22 protein-coding genes and 1 pseudogene are annotated in these 18037 nt (G+C 40.7%); 17 read left to right on the top strand and 6 right to left on the bottom strand.

The features are described 5' to 3' along the window. The first annotated feature begins 97 nt into the window (after window positions 1–97). Together NH454_RS21190 and NH454_RS21185 are read left to right on the top strand one after the other, a co-directional pair. Window positions 98–373 (top strand): transposase, encoded by a 276-nt coding sequence (locus NH454_RS21190; RefSeq protein WP_328250367.1) that lies wholly within the window; start codon window positions 98–100, stop codon window positions 371–373. A gap of 339 nt (window positions 374–712) precedes the next feature. Then, window positions 713–1087, top strand: a complete 375-nt coding sequence (locus NH454_RS21185) for a hypothetical protein (protein WP_058584486.1) — start codon at window positions 713–715, stop codon at window positions 1085–1087. A gap of 251 nt (window positions 1088–1338) precedes the next feature. Here the strand turns inward: NH454_RS21185 and NH454_RS21180 are convergent, their stop codons facing one another. Then, window positions 1339–2136, bottom strand: coding sequence for a hypothetical protein (locus NH454_RS21180; RefSeq protein WP_063529910.1), 798 nt, complete (start codon window positions 2134–2136; stop codon window positions 1339–1341). A 153-nt stretch (window positions 2137–2289) separates the two neighbouring features. Then, a complete protein-coding gene (gene tnpA, locus NH454_RS21175; protein ID WP_138558981.1) occupies window positions 2290–2685 on the bottom strand; it encodes an IS200/IS605 family transposase in 396 nt (131 codons plus the stop codon). Between the two features lie 38 nt (window positions 2686–2723). On the opposite strand from tnpA, the gene NH454_RS21170 reads away from it, so the two are divergent. Then, on the top strand, window positions 2724–3572 hold the full coding sequence (locus NH454_RS21170; protein WP_235374234.1) for a transposase: 849 nt from the start codon (window positions 2724–2726) through the stop codon (window positions 3570–3572). Window positions 3573–3636: 64 nt separating this feature from the next. Here the strand turns inward: NH454_RS21170 and cadR are convergent, their stop codons facing one another. After that, the gene (gene cadR / locus NH454_RS21165) at window positions 3637–4044 is read right to left on the bottom strand and encodes a Cd(II)/Pb(II)-responsive transcriptional regulator (RefSeq protein ID WP_004364961.1); all 408 of its coding nucleotides are present in this window, start codon (window positions 4042–4044) and stop codon (window positions 3637–3639) included. A 95-nt stretch (window positions 4045–4139) separates the two neighbouring features. Between cadR and NH454_RS21160 the strand changes: the two genes are divergently transcribed. The 4 genes and pseudogenes from NH454_RS21160 (at window position 4140) to NH454_RS21145 (ending at window position 7325) form a co-directional block, all read left to right on the top strand. Beyond that, window positions 4140–5036, top strand: coding sequence for a cation transporter (locus tag NH454_RS21160; protein WP_063529117.1), 897 nt, complete (start codon window positions 4140–4142; stop codon window positions 5034–5036). A gap of 3 nt (window positions 5037–5039) precedes the next feature. Continuing rightward, window positions 5040–5552: a signal peptidase II gene (gene lspA, locus NH454_RS21155; protein ID WP_004813174.1), complete on the top strand. Its 513-nt coding sequence runs from the start codon at window positions 5040–5042 to the stop codon at window positions 5550–5552. A 21-nt stretch (window positions 5553–5573) separates the two neighbouring features. Next, window positions 5574–6861 (top strand): annotated as a pseudogene (locus NH454_RS21150) (ISL3-like element ISPpu12 family transposase). Between the two features lie 80 nt (window positions 6862–6941). After that, a complete protein-coding gene (locus NH454_RS21145) occupies window positions 6942–7325 on the top strand; it encodes a zinc ribbon domain-containing protein (protein WP_063528624.1) in 384 nt (127 codons plus the stop codon). A 30-nt stretch (window positions 7326–7355) separates the two neighbouring features. Here NH454_RS21145 and NH454_RS21140 read toward each other — a convergent pair whose 3' ends face one another. Beyond that, window positions 7356–8084 (bottom strand): hypothetical protein, encoded by a 729-nt coding sequence (locus NH454_RS21140; RefSeq protein WP_063529958.1) that lies wholly within the window; start codon window positions 8082–8084, stop codon window positions 7356–7358. A gap of 159 nt (window positions 8085–8243) precedes the next feature. Between NH454_RS21140 and NH454_RS21135 the strand changes: the two genes are divergently transcribed. From NH454_RS21135 to NH454_RS21095, 9 genes are all read left to right on the top strand, one after another. Continuing rightward, the gene (locus NH454_RS21135) at window positions 8244–9017 is read left to right on the top strand and encodes an excalibur calcium-binding domain-containing protein (RefSeq protein ID WP_063529957.1); all 774 of its coding nucleotides are present in this window, start codon (window positions 8244–8246) and stop codon (window positions 9015–9017) included. A 186-nt stretch (window positions 9018–9203) separates the two neighbouring features. Further along, complete coding sequence (locus tag NH454_RS21130) at window positions 9204–9581, top strand: hypothetical protein (protein WP_055022345.1); 378 nt, start codon at window positions 9204–9206, stop codon at window positions 9579–9581. A gap of 299 nt (window positions 9582–9880) precedes the next feature. After that, window positions 9881–11311 carry a hypothetical protein gene (locus NH454_RS21125; protein ID WP_063529956.1) on the top strand — a complete coding sequence of 477 codons (1431 nt, stop codon included), beginning with the start codon at window positions 9881–9883 and terminating at the stop codon, window positions 11309–11311. A gap of 156 nt (window positions 11312–11467) precedes the next feature. Then, complete coding sequence (locus tag NH454_RS21120) at window positions 11468–13081, top strand: hypothetical protein (RefSeq protein ID WP_199524870.1); 1614 nt, start codon at window positions 11468–11470, stop codon at window positions 13079–13081. A 166-nt stretch (window positions 13082–13247) separates the two neighbouring features. Beyond that, entirely contained in the window at window positions 13248–13622 is a 375-nt protein-coding gene (locus NH454_RS21115) for a hypothetical protein (RefSeq protein ID WP_063530267.1), read from the top strand. 1 nt (window position 13623) lies between these two features. Then, window positions 13624–13848: a hypothetical protein gene (locus tag NH454_RS21110; RefSeq protein ID WP_063530268.1), complete on the top strand. Its 225-nt coding sequence runs from the start codon at window positions 13624–13626 to the stop codon at window positions 13846–13848. After that, on the top strand, window positions 13845–14009 hold the full coding sequence (locus NH454_RS21105) for a hypothetical protein (RefSeq protein ID WP_171040484.1): 165 nt from the start codon (window positions 13845–13847) through the stop codon (window positions 14007–14009). The genes NH454_RS21110 and NH454_RS21105 overlap by 4 nt, the downstream gene beginning before the upstream one ends. Window positions 14010–14297: 288 nt before the next feature. After that, window positions 14298–15293 (top strand): site-specific integrase, encoded by a 996-nt coding sequence (locus tag NH454_RS21100; protein WP_175083356.1) that lies wholly within the window; start codon window positions 14298–14300, stop codon window positions 15291–15293. Between the two features lie 164 nt (window positions 15294–15457). Continuing rightward, window positions 15458–15910, top strand: a complete 453-nt coding sequence (locus NH454_RS21095) for a hypothetical protein (RefSeq protein WP_055022342.1) — start codon at window positions 15458–15460, stop codon at window positions 15908–15910. A gap of 46 nt (window positions 15911–15956) precedes the next feature. Here NH454_RS21095 and NH454_RS21090 read toward each other — a convergent pair whose 3' ends face one another. After that, complete coding sequence (locus NH454_RS21090; protein ID WP_055022341.1) at window positions 15957–16544, bottom strand: hypothetical protein; 588 nt, start codon at window positions 16542–16544, stop codon at window positions 15957–15959. A gap of 1 nt (window position 16545) precedes the next feature. Continuing rightward, entirely contained in the window at window positions 16546–16860 is a 315-nt protein-coding gene (locus NH454_RS21085) for a hypothetical protein (RefSeq protein WP_235374233.1), read from the bottom strand. A 740-nt stretch (window positions 16861–17600) separates the two neighbouring features. On the opposite strand from NH454_RS21085, the gene NH454_RS22470 reads away from it, so the two are divergent. Next, a complete protein-coding gene (locus NH454_RS22470; RefSeq protein ID WP_366031342.1) occupies window positions 17601–17921 on the top strand; it encodes a DUF4158 domain-containing protein in 321 nt (106 codons plus the stop codon). The last annotated feature ends 116 nt before the right edge of the window (window positions 17922–18037 follow it).

The raw sequence follows: 18037 nt of genomic DNA, 5'->3' as shown, positions 1-18037 counted from the left end.
TCAACTGCTTGTAACTCATGGTAAATGCTTCTGTTTGTTTGGCGACGATAGAGTACCACCAACAGGCAGTTGATCTCTTCTCACCGTTTAACCATGAGTGGTGCACTTATTATCTGAATTCGGGCAACATGTATTGCCTAAAGGGTTTATGCGCATTCGCCACTACGGTTTTTTAGCTAATGCGTGTCGCAAGCGAAAGTTAGCGTTAATAAAGGCTCAATCAACACACAAATGCAAACTAGTGCAGGCAAAGCCAGAAACAGAATCATTGGTACCGCATTGGTTTTGTCAGTCATGCAAGGTGGGTATTTTACGATTTATTGGTGTGATGAATTCAGATACGCCAACAAATGAAATAGTGCGAACGAGTTAGCAGCCTTGCTTGCTGCTTAAAATCAATGAGTTAACCTGCTTAATTGCTCAGGCTAACGACCTCTGTGTGCGTAAAAATATAATTGCTTCTTAAGGCAAATTTAGGTGTAATGGAAGCATAATAAACGCTGAGTAAAGCAGGGATAGCTTAGATGCGATAGGCTCGCCAGTAACGTTGGCTTGATATCGCTTAGGCCAGAAAAAGCAAATTCCCATAGCATAAACAACACCAACTCTGACACACCGAGCAGGTAGCGGCTCAGTCCAACAAGCGATTATGCAACACAAACTGCGTGTCGCATAAATACTAAAATGTTATGTGACTCAAGGATGACGAAGAATGCATTTGCCTTTAAAAGATTTGGAAAAGGAACATTCAATACCGGAAGTATGGAAAGACTCCATTTGCAAAGTGGTTATTCAATTAACCAAAGATAATTTCGAACTCCACAATGTCTCGGAATACATCACTCTTCAATCTAGTGATTTGGCCGAGTTTAATAGAGAAAATGTTCTTGAATATGGTTGTTGTCTAAAGGCGTTATCTACTGAATGTTGGGAACGTTCATGCTATCAATGGCAAGGTGATTATTGGGATTTAATCATCGATTTATGTACTGTAGAAGAAGGCGTTAGTGATCTCGTTCTGAAAGGTCGAATTTATCCCATAGTTTCAGGCTACAAATATGAGTTTGGCATGGTATATGTTCCGTAGTTTTATTAGGCCGTCACATAACAAACGCATTAACACTCGCTTTGCTCGCTAGGGACAAATACACGTAGGCTCCCCTCGCGTTGCTCGGTAGTTTAGCCTACGTATATTTGCCCGTTATGCGGGCGTTACTGATTAAATACTCTAACGTGTTTTTGTCCAGAAGAGAGTTACAAGAGTATGATACTTTAATATTCAGTTGTAGCTTGATTTGGACTTGATAGTAGCTTTTAGTATGAATCTTTATTCCTCTCCTACACTAACTCGCACTGGTTAGCTGAAGCCATAGTCATGAACTCATCAACTATCGTGCTTAGCTGGGGAAACCTAGTTTTGACCTCGTATAAGTACATCAAAAGCTTTTGATTGTTGGTTTCGCAATTCAGATAAAAAGGTATGGTTATTAAGTAGTCAGCAAGTGCTGGTGGTATGATTTCAACATGATCGGCATTGTTACGAAGCTCGAAAAACTCTAAGTCACTAACAGCAGAAATGTTAAGCTCATCTAGTTCATCACTTTTGCTCTTAACATACTCAATATCTGCCTTCATTGCCCAAAAAGGTACCCAAGCTGAGTTGCTGAAGTTATTTATAAGTTTTTTATAATCACATTTTTCAGTCAGGCTACAATCTAAGAATTCTACATTAGCTTCGTTGATGTCATAATGTAATGATTTTAGAGACTCAAAACTGTCTTTTATGACACCAGTCTCTTCAGTAGAGGCAAACTTTATACGATGAAGCCAATATAAAACTAAACCATCAGCATGCTCGCTGCTTAAACTTTTAAGGTTTATTCCAGCATAACTCTCAACAGGAATAAATCGGCCGTTCCAAGTAACCGGTTCAGAGAACAGAAATGTACCTTGGTTAAGCTTGTCACTAAAGTGATCGATAATAGTTGAGTAGTCAAAAGTTGACTCTACACTAGAGTTGTCAGCGGGATGACGTATTTGCAAATAAACTATTGATAAAATAGAGCAAAGTAAAATGACAATGATAAACCACTTTGAGTTTTGATGTTTTGAGTATTTATTCAGGTTTGTAAACATAACAGCCTCCATATATATGCTTAATAATGTACAGGTATACGCAACATATAGAGGCAAAAAAAGCCTAATATTTTTAAAAAATTACTTTTTATCTAAACTCACCGAGAAAACCCCGTGATCAGAACAAAGTGATGTCGCGGGGATGAATAGGTGTCACCCCTGCTCTTGGATATATTTTCGTATAGTCTCTGCGCTTGCATTCCCTACAGAACACACAAAGTACCCATCTGACCAAAATGTTTTCTCTTTCCAAAATTGGTTTTTCAGATAAGGAAATGATTTCCAGATTTTAGCGGTTGTGGCTTGCTTAATCCTCCTTGCGTGCTGGCCTACTGAATATCGAGTGCCGATTGTAATCAGCATATGAATGTGATCTTTGTCTATCTCAACCTCTTCGATCCTAAAGTCAGATGATAGAGAAACATCGAAAACCGTTTTCTTTACAAACTCACCCAGCCTTCCGTTTAGCAGGGGTTTTCTGTACTTAACCTCCAAAATTAAATGAAGCGCAATTAGATATTTGTAGTGAGATTTAGTTTCATAATCCATCTTGACAACTAGGCCTTATACAGTAGTCTATACAGTATATGAAAAAGACGCTCAGATACAACTACAGGCTAAACCCTAGGCCAGAACAAGAAGTTAAGCTCATTGAGTTTGGTGCGACAGCGCGTGGCATTTGGAATCTGTTGTTGTCTGAAAATATGCGTCGATATGAATACGATAAAACATTCCTGTTTTACAAAGATATGGCTTCTCTCCTCAAGGAAATTAAGCCATTCGAGGAATTTAGCTGGATTAAAGCCTTTGATTCTGCTGCTCAGCAGGTTGCTCGCGACTTGGAAACAGCGATGAAGAATGCATTTTCTAAAGGTCGTTTGCAGCATTTTCCAAAGCACAAAGTTTCCTACAAAAGGAAGCGGCTTCACAATGATAGCTTCCGAGCGGTCAATAATTCCAACTGTATTCGAATTGAAAATGACGCTATAAGCATCCCAAAGGTCGGCAAAGTGCCAATCGTTTTGCATCGTGGGCTTGCGAGCAAAATTAAGACCGTAACTATTCAATATCGTCACGGAAAGTGGGGATGCAGCATCACACAGGAAGTAGAGTGTAAAACGGCTAAACAGGTTTTGGAAAAGATCACTGGTTTTGATATCAACTCAAAGCAAACGGTTGTTGGTTCGAACGGATTTGTGGCCGATAATCCGAAGTTTTTAAAACAGTCAAAAGAGAAGCTAAATCAATTGCAACGCCAGCTTGCGCGTCGAACCAAAGGCTCAAATCGTTGGCACAAAACTAAACAACGCATCAATAAGCTACACGGTAAAATCTCAAGGCAAAGGCTCGACTTTGCGCACAAAATTTCACGACAGATAATCAATGAAACTGATATAGCGTGTTTTGAAAATTGGGTAAGCGGATTAAATGGTTGATCTTACCTTTGCATGAGAGTGAGACAGACCGGCATCTCATCGGATTATCTGGTTGATGCTTCACCTACTGCTGGTGCATGTTTCCTTCGCTAATTCCAGCAAGAACCCCACACGCCTCAACTTCCCGGTCATCGTTGCAACTCGCTCTCAGTGAAACGAGTTGTTTCTCAAGCGCTTGCAGAGCGGTTATCTGCGACCGCACATGAGAGATGTGATCATCGAGCAAGGCGTTGACGGCGGTACAAGGCTGATGAGGGTCGTCCTGATAGCTCTGTAGTTCGTGAATCTCAGCCAGTGACAGGCCCAGGATTCTGCAGCGACGGATGAAGGCCAGCCCCTCACCATGCTTCTCGGTATAGACACGGTAACCGTTGTCCTGCCGATCAGGCGGCGGCAACAAGCCCTGCTGTTCATAGAAGCGGATCGTCTGTGTTTCGACCCCTACCAACTGCGCCAACTGACCAATGCGCATCAGCCTCCTCCCCAACGGATTATTTACTCTATTGACCTTATAGTAGCTTTATAGTTTAAAATGGTACCACAACATTGTTCAAGTGGAGTCGTATCATGAGCAAATCCTGTGGTGGCGCCTGTGGCGCTGATGCAACGTCCGCAGCGGATACCGATATACAGGCCTCCTCCGAGGCGCCAGGGAGATGGGTCAGTGTTTATGCCGTGCCGAAGATGGACTGTCCATCAGAAGAACGAATGATTCGCCTAGCCCTGAACGGCTTTGAGGAGATTCGGGCGCTGTCCTTCGACTTGTCGAACCGCCGGCTGAAGGTCGTGCATGACGGCGAGGTCGAGCCCGTCACCTCGAAACTGAAGACCTTGGGGCTAGGCGCCTCGCTTCAGGAAACCGTCGCTGCAAATCCGGAGACCATCAAGGCCGCCGAGTTTTCGGCAGCTTCTGCTAAGCAAGAATCCGGGACCCTGCGCTGGTTGCTCGGCATCAATGCACTTCTGTTCGTGGTGGAAATGACTGCCGGTCTGATCGCCCGGTCCACCGGCCTGATTGGAGAATCCCTGGACAATTTTGCCGATGCGGCGGTGTACGGGCTTGCCCTTTATGCGGTTGGACATAGCGTGAAAATGCAGGTACGTGCCGCGCATCTTGCTGGTGTACTGCAACTGATCTTGGCTGTGGGCGTACTCATAGAGGTGGTGAGACGCTTTGTATTCGGTAGTGAGCCTGAATCGCTGGTGATGATGGCTATCGCATTCGTCGCATTGATTGCCAATACCAGTTGTCTGCTGCTCATATCCAAACATCGGGAGGGCGGGGCGCACATGAAGGCAAGCTGGATATTCTCGGCCAACGACGTGGTGATCAACCTGGGGGTCATCACCGCCGGCGCTCTGGTCGCGTGGACCGGGTCCAATTATCCGGATCTGATTATCGGCACCATCGCGGGGGTAATTGTACTTAACGGTGCTAGACGCATTCTGGCGCTCAAGGATTAAGCAATGTCCATTTTTGGCAAACATCTGTCACCGTACGCTCTGTTGTCCATCTCCGGCCTGCTGGCAGCGTCTGATCAGGCCGTAAAATGGCTGGTGCAACAATCAATGGCATATGGCGAGTCTATTTCAGTGACCTCATTCTTTAACTGGGTACACGTATGGAATACCGGTGCCGCATTCAGTCTTTTTGCGAATGGTGGAGGCTGGCAGCGCTACTTTTTTATCGGAATCGCGGTAGTGGTCTCGATTTTTCTGATCAAGCTGATCCTTGAAAATCGTCATAAAGGAGAAGCCATCGCTTACAGTCTTATCCTCGGTGGCGCCATGGGCAACCTGATTGACCGGGTCTTTCGCGGCTATGTTGTGGATTCCTTTGATTTCTATTGGCGAGACTGGCATTGGCCGGCCTTCAACCTGGCTGATATTGCAATTGTCCTCGGTGCCTTACTTTTAGTTTCCAGCAGCTTGTTGGGTAAAAAAGCAAACACCAATGCCGAGTCGGATGGATCTGACTGACACCTACGCCTATACAACACCATGACCGAACTTCCCGACAACATCCTTCACCTGCCGCAATACCAAGTACTGGGCTGCAAATCAACCGACGACGAAATGCACTTCCAGGTGGACGTGCCCGATCCCATCGCCTGCGAGGAATGCGGCGTGCAGGGTGAGTTCGTACGGTTCGGCAAGCGTGACGTTCCCTATCGTGATCTGCCCATCCACGGCAAGCGGGTCACTCTCTGGGTGGTCCGCCGCCGATACACCTGCCGGGCCTGCAAGACAACATTCAGGCCCCAGCTACCGGAGATGGTGGACGGATTCCGTATGACACTGCGGCTGCATGAGTACGTGGAGAAGGAATCCTTCAACCACCCCTACACCTTTGTGGCGGCACAGACCGGCCTGGACGAGAAGACGGTGCGCGACATCTTCAACGCCCGCGCCGAGTTCCTGGGGCACTGGCACCGCTTCGAGACGCCCCGCATCCTGGGCATTGACGAGCTATACCTGAACAAGCGCTACCGCTGCATTCTGACCAACATTGAGGAGCGAACCCTGCTCGACCTGCTGGCCACCCGCCGCCAGGACGTGGTGACCAACTACCTGATGAAGCTGAAAGACCGGCAGAAGGTCGAGATCGTCAGCATGGACATGTGGAACCCCTACCGGGCAGCGGTCAAGGCTGTGCTGCCCCAGGCCCGTATCGTGGTCGATAAGTTCCATGTGGTGCGCATGGCCAACGATGCCCTAGAGAGAGTGCGCAAGGGCCTCAGAAAGGAGCTGAAACCGTCCCAGAGTCGGACTCAAGGGAGACCGGAAAATCCTGCTGAAACGCGCTCACGAAGTCTCAGACCGGGAGCGCCTCATCATGGAGACCTGGACAGGCGCGTTCCCGCAACTGCTGGCCGCCTACGAGCACAAGGAGCGCTTCTACGGCATCTGGGACGCCACCACACGGCTCCAGGCAGAAGCCGCCCTGGACGAGTGGATAGCCACCATCCCGAAGGGCCAAAAGGAAGTCTGGAGCGATCTGGTCAGGGCAGTGGGAAACTGGCGCGAAGAGACCATGACCTACTTCGAGACGGACATGCCCGTCACCAACGCTTACACGGAGTCCATCAACCGACTGGCCAAGGACAAGAACCGTGAAGGGCGCGGTTACTCCTTCGAGGTGATGCGGGCACGAATGCTCTACACCACGAAGTACAAGAAGAAGGCACCGACTGCGAAGGTCTCTCCTTTCTACAAGAAAACCATCGGTTACAGACTGCCGGACTTCGCAGAGGAACTCAACTACGGAGTCGATCTATCAACCATCTGAGGGTGGTATCAGATTGATGGGGTGAAGGTGCCCCATCAACCATTAAATCCGTATACCCTGAAAATTTAAACGTAAAAGCGATGCAAAAGTTCAATGGCAGCATGGTTGCCGATAACGTAATGGGGCTGATAACTCAGCTTTCAAAATACAAAGCTGAGTTAGAGGGTAAGTTGTATCACGAAATTGGTCGATTTGAGAAGTCCACAGGGATCTGCTCAGAGTGCGGCCAAAACCATGTTTTAACATTGAACGATAGGTATTTCACTTGTGTAGCTTGCGGAACGCATCAAAACCGTGATCTATCGTCGGCTAAGAGCATAGAAAAGACAGGTGAATTAGATTTAATTGCGGCTGGCATCGTCGCAAGGGTAGCACCCGTATCTCAGGAGAAACAATCCGTTAAAACGAAAGTCTTCGAATTATCGAAGTTGGATTTTGGATCTGAGAAAAAAGAAGCAGCCTAGCCGTTAAGCTAGACTGTAGAAGCCCAGTGATCAGAGCGAAGCGATGTCGCTGGGTAGTTCACTTTGAGGTTGCTCAGCTTTTCGTAGCTCTACCTCTTTTTTGATCTCAAGCTCTTTAAGCTCAACATCACGCTGGTGAGTGGCTTGAATTGCTTTTTGTTCATCGCTCTTTCTATTCTGCAGTCGCTTTTCAAGTTCATCGAATGCAACAGACATTTTCTCTTCTACTGTTTTAGCACGCAAAGACTGTATTGCTCGGTTATATTCTTCATAAGGCATTTTTACAAGAACATATGCATTTGCTACTCCATCAACATTATACAATTCACGCTTTACTCTCTGCGCACCGGCAACACTAACTTCTTCGACAATTGAATCAATAAGCATATTAATTTGAGTCTCAAGGTTTGAATCTAGAGTCTGGTTTTCATATGAACGCTCTTGGCCAGAGATAAGCTGTTTAAAGCTCTTTGCTACATCAAATTTAGCTCTGAGCTCGGCTGCTTTTAATGCAAAAGGAGGTTTGTTTGATGAACCGAATCCAACGCCAAATACACCTGTTGAGTCAGATTGTGGTACATCTAAGTACCAATCTGGAATACTATTAATGAGTTGGTCCATTTTCTCGGTTTTTTTATCAACTTGCTTTTGGTGAGCAACTTCTATCTGTTCAATTTTTTCATGAATACCGTTACTAGAACATGCTGAAACTGTTAGTACAGTGATCGCGATTAATAGGTGACGTTTTAAAGTTTTCATGCATTTCTCCAAATTTGAATTTCAAAAGTAACGATACAGGATGTTTAAAAACGCGCATTTTTGAAAAAATTTAAATTTGATAAATCAGCAGGACAGCATTTAAGATTCGTATAACCCCCAAATTTGAGAGGGTTAATGAAGAAACTAAAGGATTTTTGCATGAACAAATTCGCCATATTGTTTGGGTTGTCATTTATTTTGCCCAGTAAAGTAATCGCTGTAACTGGTGGAGGAGATCAAGGCGGCCCAGCATATGAAAGTTGGCAAGGGTTGATTATTAAAGATGAAAATCGTTGCTCTGCGTATGATAAAAAGGCGGATTATGAGTATGACCAGAATGTAGAAGATGCCATTGTTGCAAGTATGAATGGGCAAGTTTATGGACCATATACAGGTAGCTATTTTGAATCAGATTCCGAAACCGATATAGAACACATTGTTGCCACTTCTGAGGCTCATGACTCAGGCTTGTGCTCAGCTCCTGTCAGTATAAGAAAAGCCTTCGCCTCTGACTTACTGAATTTAACGCTTGCTTCACCTAAAGTTAATCGATGTAGTAAAACAGGTAAGTGCGGCTTTGATGCCGGTGAGTGGTTGCCAGAAAAAAATAAATGCTGGTTCGTAAATCGCATTGTTCAAGTTAAGCAAAAATATAAATTGAGTATAGATTTAAATGAATATCACGCATTAAGCTCTGTACTGATGAACTGTACTAGTACGGATATGGTATACCACAGCAAAGTTAAATCTTTGCAGCCTACTACTTATGATACGTCCTATCCAACTGGTGCCTTGTCAATTTATGATGATAACCAAAATGGTAAAATTAGCTGCAAAGAAGCAAGAAACCATAAAATAACGCCTGTCTATAGTGGTCACCCAGCCTATCCGTATATGAATGATCGCGATGGCGATGGAGTTGTTTGTAGATGATATTGTAGTCTAAGAAAGGCGGTATATTTTTTCAAAACACACTTGTACAGCCCTTCTTAACTAAAAGCGCGATAGAAAGAATAAATACGAGGGATAGATGATATTAGAATTTTAAAAACTCATAATGTTTAAAATTTTAAAAATTGATCGTAGAATTGAAAGATATGTGTCAGACACGTTAAACAAATGTCCCAAGATAAATACGTATCAATTACAGAAGCAGCAAGATATGCTCGAGAGAAAAAGTTATCTTCAATTAAAGAGTGGCTTGAGGCCAGTGAAGGTGATGAATTTCCAGAGTCTATGCCTAAGCGCCCACCTAATGTATATGGCTGTAAATGGTCAGAAGTTTTAGCTCCAAAAAATTCACCTGGTTGTGGTCGGTTCGTTGAGTTTCATGAAGCTTGTCGAATAGCTCGTACACTGGGTGTTGAGACGATGACACAATTTAGGGAGCTGAGTAAAGAGGGGGGTAGGCCTGCTAATATACCATCAAATCCAAACCTTCATTACAAAAGTGAATGGAAAGGTTGGGTTCATTTCTTAACTGGAAAAACTGAGTAAAGATTTCAGCTATTATTAATCTTCAATCTTTTTTGAAAACTGTATTAGCATTGTGACAGCCGAAAGCATTATATGCTTAGCATTACATCCCCTCAAAAATAATTACTACCGAAAAGACAGTGTAACTGCGAAAGGATAAATGCTCCTTAACCTTTAATGGCTATTCTGTCTCTTAAGTTACCCTTTCACTTAACAACGTTTATATATTGGTGGCACTTTTTATAAAAATCACTTTTTTTTAGGTAAATTTCATTTTCCAAGCTGCTTTAATTAATAAATTAACTTCAGTGGAGATCAAAATGATTTTGCATAGGTTTTTACTATTTCTATTTGTTTTTTCCCCCTTTGCAGCGTTATCAGGACAAGAGGTGACTGTTAATACAGTAAATACACTCTCATCTAATCAACTATTAAAAAGCAGATTTAATGAACCACTCTCTATTATTCGTATACCACCCCTTTATACGGCTGAAGGTAACGTAGCTTATGGAGAGCAAGAAGTAAGCTTTAAGCTCCATGATACTGCCCCAAATGCTGTGATTGTGAATGAGCAAAAAGTAGTTAAGGGGCAGACTATAGACTTTTTGAAAGAGGTTAATGCCGATGGGGGTTTGGATATACCAATATACCCAGCTGCCACCGGTTATACTGGTGAAGCGCATTACACTATAACAGTAAGTGTAAAAGGAGCTAGCTGCCCTGAAGATTATTTATTTTCCGATGGTATGTGCTCAAAAACGCTTATAATTGATGCTACAAACATCTGTCCTACTGGTTATGACTATTTGAAGACAGAAGATAAATGTGTCAAAGAGCTTAATGAACCGGCATTAGTTACTTGCTCAGAAGGTTCTGAGAATTTAGATGGCGTTTGCATTACATCAACTGTTACAAATCCAATCGTATCTTGCCCTGGTGTATGGTCTGAAAAGTACAAGGTGTGCTTTTCAAAGGTGCAGGATTACCCTGGGGAGGCTTATTGTGCTCATGATGAACGAGTGTATCTAATCGAAGATACAGAGAATAAAAAGCCTAACCATGAAAGCATATGTGTTTCTCATGGCCTGCTTGATACTAATGATGCCGAGTATGAACCTTGCACAGCAGGATATACCTTACATAAGTGGGGGGAAGGTGAGTGCACTGACTCAAGAGCTTACTCTGTTGATGTGGAAACCGCGAAACCTTCGGTTGATTGGTGTGATGGAGATGGGCTTGAGTATTATGATAATCAGAATTATCTATGCATTTTTAAGAACCCATATATGTATAAAGCTAATGTCCGTTATGAGTGTGTGGTGGGCGAATACATTGATGGAAATTGCGTTAACCCTTCAAACTACCAAGAACCCAGCTATATGTGTGAGCATGGTGGAGCATATCAGGAAATTAGCTGGGATCTTGATGGAAACCCCCAGTTAAATGTGTGTGTAAATAGAGAGCAGATAGATGGAGACTCAATATACTCATGCCCTGAAAATGCGGAGCTGAACGGAAATAAATGTATTGCCATTACTGAGTCTGAACCAGCCTATAGTTGCCCTGATGATTATGTTTTTTTAGATCAATCTTGCAAGTTGACTCAGACCGCTCATAGCCAAAAAGCTTGTCCAACTGGATGGCAGTTGCATGGTGATAGCTGCATGACTGTAGAGAATCTTTCGCGCCTTAACTTTTTATGTGGGTCCGAGAACCCGCAAATCTTATATTCAGTTATAAAAATTCACTAAAGTTTCCCTGAATTATCTGTCAAAAATAGTTTTTTTTCAGGCATTTCTAAAATCCATTTCAAGTAAATTAATAAGCTCAACTTAATAGATTTTCAAATTTGGACCAAATTCAAAAAGGAATTCTATTTAGAATAACAACTTACTTTGGGTTCTAAAATGCTATTTCGTAAACTATTACTACTGGCCTTGGTATATATATCTTTCAGCACTAAAGCTGAAACCACAGTAAATGTTGAACCTGTAAACACCCTGTCTTCTAAAAGCTTACTAAGTAGTAAAGCTGATGAGCCGTTTACAATAATAAAGGTACCAACATTGTACACCTTGGACGGAAATAAGGCTTTTGGTGAACAGCAGATCACATTTAAGTTACATAGTGACGCACCAAGCTCTGTTGTTGTAAATGGAATTACTGTAACAAAAGGGCAAACTGTTCAATTTGACAAGGCTATTAACTCAGCTGGCGGACTAGATATTCCAATTTACCCAGGGGTAGTTGGATCATCAGGAGCTGCAAATTATACCATCACTCTAAGTGTCAAAGGGGCAACATGTCCTGAAGGTTACATTTTATCTGGCGGAATGTGTTACAGAACAACGACTCAACCAGCAATTAAAGTATGTCCATCAGGTTATTTGTACAGTCTCAGTTCGGGAGATTGTTCTAAAACATATACAGTAGACGCCACTAAGAATTGCCCTGCAGGTACGACGTATTCAAATGGTGTATGTATGGGTTCATCGAGCTCGCCTGCTAGCTCATCTTGCCCCGCTGGATATACGCGCTCAGGAAGTAGTTGTTATAAAGACACTCAAATTGATGCAACTAAAAATTGCCCAGTTGGTACCACGTACTCAAATGGTTTATGTCTAGGTTCATCGAGCTCGCCTGCAAGTTCATCATGCCCTGCTGGATATACGCGTTCCGGTAATAGTTGTTATAAAGATGTTCAAATTGATGCATCTAAGAGTTGCCCTTCTGGATATTCGAATACTGGTTCTGGTTGTGTGAAAAATGAATATGGTACTCCAGCGTACTCGTGTCCATCAGGTTATACATTAAATGGAACTAAGTGTGAAAGAAAAGAATATGCCTTCAAAGTATACGTATGTCCGGCAGGTCAGACTGCTTCACCGGATGTAACGTCATACCCAATGAAATATTATTGTTACTCCAACGGTGTCAGCATGGGTGAAACAACAACTAAAAGTTGCCCTGCAGGATATGTAAGCGACACAAGTCGATATCCATTCGAATGTTCGGCTACTGCATCAGTGGCATCAGTTGCCTCTTGTCCAAGTGGATATACTTCTAGTGGCTCTAACTGTGTTAAATCAACAACAGTTTCATATAATTACTCTTGTCCATCACAATACAGTTTATCAGGGTCGAAGTGTAACAAGAGAGATAATGCGAATTTAGTTTACTCATGTCCGGCTGATGGTAAATTAAATGGTACTAGCTGTGTTAGCTCCACATCTACAGCTGTGACTTACTCTTGCCCGTCACAATATAGTTTGTCAGGGTCGAAATGTAATAAGAGAGAGAATGCGAGTTTAGTTTACTCATGTCCGGCTGGTGGCTCACTAAGTGGCACTAGCTGCGTTAGCTCCACATCTACCGCTGTAACTTACTCTTGCCCAACAGATTATATTTTATCAGGGGAGCAGTGTAGTAAAACTGAAGAAGTTCCAAGTACCAATACTTGCCCTACAGGTTGGAGCCTAGAAGGGGAGGAGTGCACCAAAACCGAATCAGTTGCACCATAACGCTTTTCGCCAAGTCCAATTTTAAAAATTGGACTTGGTTTTAAAACACTTCAACCTGAAACATTTTAAAAAATAGATTAAATTTAAAATTTACTCTTTTTTCCCGCCTTTTAATTAGAAACAAGCTGTAAATTATAAGTAGTTATTCGACCTTGGTATTTTACATATGTCATTGAAAGATATTAAAAATCAAATTCAAAAGGCTTTAAATGTATTTTTAATGCCTTATCCAGAGCTAATTAAAAATGGGGTTGGGACCACTAAACAAGAAATGAATGACATTGGTTTTGCTATTTTCTCGGAGCTGAAGTCTGCAATGGATATCATTTCTGAATTAGGAAAAACACCAATCGTAGAGCCCATGAATTTAAACCAATTCACAATTCCTGCAGATGTATTTTTAAAAAATGAAGATGTAAGAAACGCAATTCTAAAAAACAATCCTGATTTCACTTTAGAATCTTTAGCTGAAATGAACGGCCTATTTATAAACCCAAAAACAGGTGATGTGTTTAAGAAACATGCTCAGCTAAGGATTTAATATGGAACTAAATTTGTCAAAAGGTTTTGCTGAAGCAGAGAAAAATTTAAAGTCTGCTCAATCATTATTGCTTGCTAAGTATGATGTCTCTTGGATATCCAACCCGGAAAAAATAGATTTAGATCGAATAACGTTAATAGATAAAGAAACTTTAACCGAAATTAATGACGCACTTGAAATGATCGCTCAAGCCAAAGATGCTCATGAATTAGAGAGGGTATTATGAAAACTCAGTTCTTAACTTGGTTTTTAATTGGAGTAATTATATTTTTTTTGGACTTCATGAAATTTGATACAGAAAATATAAAATGGCTGTTAGCTGTAGTGGTTGGTGAATTTATAATTGCCTTTATTTTCTTATCAAGTAAAGTTGGTGGTTTTAAGTAATTACTAACAATTCAATTGCTTAAGTCCGATACTGGTTAGTATCGGACTAATCTCCCGATTCGAAAGTTAATATGCTCTTACTAATAACTCTCATTTAGGAACTAAAACATCCCCTTATACCTAGATAAATCTTTTTAATTAATAGAGTCTAATTTCCCAAGATTCTATTTTACAGTTGATTTAACATAACATGTTAATTGCATAAATGGGCATTTACACAAGTTTATTTTGGATGTATAAATGTACAGTGCTTATGGTTTCGTATGAATTTAAATTATGAACAGCAGATTGGAAAAGATTATCGATTTAAAACAGCCTCAATTACCGGCTACCAAGATTAAACAAAAATTAAATGAGATTTATGTAAACCCTAAATGTCCGATATTCAATTATGTTAACTCTTTGGCGGCGGATACATCCAAAGAGACCGTCACTCGATGTTTGCAAGCAATTGCAAAACATACCGGCTACCCAGATTTTTATGAAATTAATTGGGCAGAAATTACTTCAACTGATTTGAATAGCCTTATCCATAACCTAAAAGCCAAGGAGCTATCTCCAAAAACGATTTCATTATATGTTTCCGTTGTAAAGGGTGTATGTGAGCATGCCTATTTGTTAGGACAGATTTCTAGATTGCAGCTAGATGGTATTCTAAAAGTGAAAGGAGAAACCGGCTCTAGAATTAAAAAACATCAGGTAATTTCTCGTTCTAGTTTCCAAGTGCTTTTGGAGAGAATAGCAAGCTCAAACCCAACTAATAGAAATAAAATGCTTAGAGATTTGGCGCTTTTTCATATTTTAATTGGTACCGGGTTAAGAAGAAGTGAGTTGGCCACAATAGAGATTTCATCATTAGTCTTAGAGCTTAGTAGCGAAGATAGAGTCACAATAAACACTCAGTATTTGAAGATTATTGGTAAAGGTAATAAGGAAAGATATGTTGCGATCCACCCTATTACAAAACTTGCTTTGGAAGACTGGTTGAATGTTCGAGGCATAATGCCTGGCCCGTTATTTGTCAAAGTATCACATAGTGGAAATATTGATGTTGAAAATAGTAAGCCTTTATCTGGCAGCGCTATTTATGAGCTTTGTAAAATATATAACACAGTTGCTCCCCATTCTCTAAGACGATCATACGCGACCTGGCTGGATGAAAAAGGCGTAAAGATAAGCAGAATTAGTAAACTGCTTGGTCATTCTAAAGAAGTTACAACTGCAATGTATATTGTAGATGAAGATTCAAAGGCATTTGAGGATGTGTTGAATAATTTGTTTTGAGATCTAAAATTTTGTTTCTACTGCCGTTTATATTAAAAAACATTGATTTTTAAGGTTTTATCGATTTACAAAAAGTGACTGAAATCAACATAAATTTTTGTTCATTTTAAATTTATCTTTTTTTGTTAGAATATAGAGTAGTGAACTTACAAGAACAACTAAACATGGCTGATACATATTTTAAAAATCTAGATGATGACTCAAAGAAAAAATACGTCTCACAAGTTTTAGAGCGCTGCAAGCAAGTGTGGGGGGTTGATGAATTATATGAAATTGAAGATGAAAGTGGACGAAGAGCTTTAGGACATAATGCGAGCACTATGAAAATGTGGTTTAGCCGCCCTTCTATGCCATGGGATTTTATTTTAACTACAGCGATTAGAAGAAATGTAAGTCTAGACTACCTTCTTCTGAACATAAATGAAAACACAAATTTAGAAGATGTTAGACCTGAAGAACTTCTTGAAACTGTAAATAAAGTAGTTGCAAGTTCGTTAGAAGAAAGTGCTGATTACGGAATTATTGACCCTACTTTTGTTCCAACAATTACTAAGAAGATTAAAACGTCATTAGAAGGTGCTTTAACAATTAAAGCCAAACCCTCCAAATCAGCCTAGCAAAGTAAAATTAGCAAGAAAATGGCCAGAAAGACCTTGGCCATTTTTAATCCGACAGGCGTAAAAGCAATTTTTCCGTAAAAAGAAGTTTTACTTTAGTAATAAAAGTTGGTGCTAGAAATGCACTAAGTAATATCAAGTCGTTTATATTTACAGTAATAGAGTAAAAAAAGCCTAAATAAGGGTTAAGGGAATTTTGCGTAATATAATTTAACATCAAAATTAGGTGCAAGACTGAATTTATCAAAAAGATACACATTGTGATTACTGAAGCATCTGAGTATCCTTTACCCTTTCTTATAAAAGGAAATAATAAGGCAATGATAAGCGCTGTAATGCTATCAAAAAGAGAGAACATCAAATACATATTGACTACACCATCTATAAAACTACCCGCTTCTCTTAAGTACTCTAGAGCCATTAAATAATCAGTTGATAAATAGGATATTGTAACGAATGTTACTAAACACATGTGTGAGAATGATGTTTTTTTAAAGTAGGCTTTAATGATAGTTAGGCAGAAAACCACAAAAAGTAAGCCTGAAAAGCTCATCAAGTATTTAAAAAAGAAGTCACTAGCTCCTGCAGTAAATAACTTGTTATAAGAAACTACAAATGCATTTATATGTTCCATATTAAGCTCTGCGTTTGTAGCTGGCTAAATTAACAACATTTTTAAGCTCTATCTTGGATGCATAGGCAGGGGTAATACTACTCTTTTGAGGAAAGCCTTCTATTCCAGCAAGTTCAGCTTTAATTTCTTGAATTCTACGGAAGGCAGCAGAACGCTCATCATTAACTGGCAGCCCTTTCATGTAGATCTCCAGTTGAATTGACTCTTGAACCAACTTTCTGACGCGCTGCGCTATTGCAAGAGAACGAATAAATTCACGCTTTAAGAATACAGATAAAGAAATCACCCAAAATATGAAGCAAAATAATAAGCTCATTAAGGCTATAGGTGAGGCTCCCATACAAACATCCAACTCTAACTACTACATCGAATTTAATAATAATGTACTGAGAGTTTACCAGCAATAGTCCTTTATTATTGCTTTTATGTGACCAACTGTCATCTTTTGCCTGCGTATTTGAGGAGAAGAATTTACATCTGTTTAGATGAAAAGGAGTCATAGTGTGGCGAAAATAGCACTAAAAACGGCATTAGCTTCATTAAAAAGAAACAAAGCCCAGTACGCGGGTTATTTTACATTTCACTTTGTATTTCATTATCTATTTTAAGTTGCAGCTTGAATTCATATTTTCGATACGGCATGAGTTTGCCACTTGAATTTTACACACCCTTAATCATTACTTTGATATTGCCTCTATTGAGCTCAAAGCAAGGAACTGTGCGTTTCGGCCCTGTAAAATTGTTTAATTCTGGAAAAGGGGTTTTGCGCCCATCCCCTCGAAATTAACCTTAGCTTGAATTTTCACGCTTAGAGTAACTTTTCGTACCATTGGACTTCACCCCTTGAGTAACACAGTTTGTATTATTTAGCCCATCCCCTCGAAATCGGCATTAGTATTCTTAAGTAATAATACACAGTGGTAAACTATCTTATGAAAAGTTTACCACTTTAGTCGCTTAAATCGGCTTTATGGTAATGTTAAGCAGTTGACTGGTAAACATTAACCTCATTGATTAAGGTATGCTGATTAAAAATAACAAGAAAGGCTTACCACTATTTCTTCATCAAACACCAAGCGTATACAAATTCTCAGCGAATCAGAAATCAACGAACTCTATGCCTTACCCAATTTTAACCGTAAAGATCGTGATGATTATTTTTCGTTAGATAGTGAAACTCAAAGGCTCGTCAACGAATTAAGACGTATTGAAACCAGAGTGTATTTTATCTTACTGCTTGGTTACTTTAGGTCACGGCCAATAGTATTTAATTTCTCATTTACTCAAGTCAGTAATGATTTAGATTATGTAAGATCCAAGTATTTCAGCGATAAAGATATGTCTCTTGAGGATTTATCACCAACAAGGCCTTGTTGATCAAATGCAGCTCTCTAACAAATTCACTTAACTTACTGATATTTAGGCAGACCAAGGGTGTTGATCTTATTTAGCGCCTTCACTTTGATCATCGCTTCAACCAGTTGGCGATTGTA

Origin of the sequence: Pseudoalteromonas sp. Ps84H-4 (assembly GCF_024124645.1) — a bacterium.
GTDB lineage: Bacteria > Pseudomonadota > Gammaproteobacteria > Enterobacterales > Alteromonadaceae > Pseudoalteromonas > Pseudoalteromonas lipolytica_C.
This window is presented reverse-complemented; position numbering and strand designations above follow the sequence as displayed.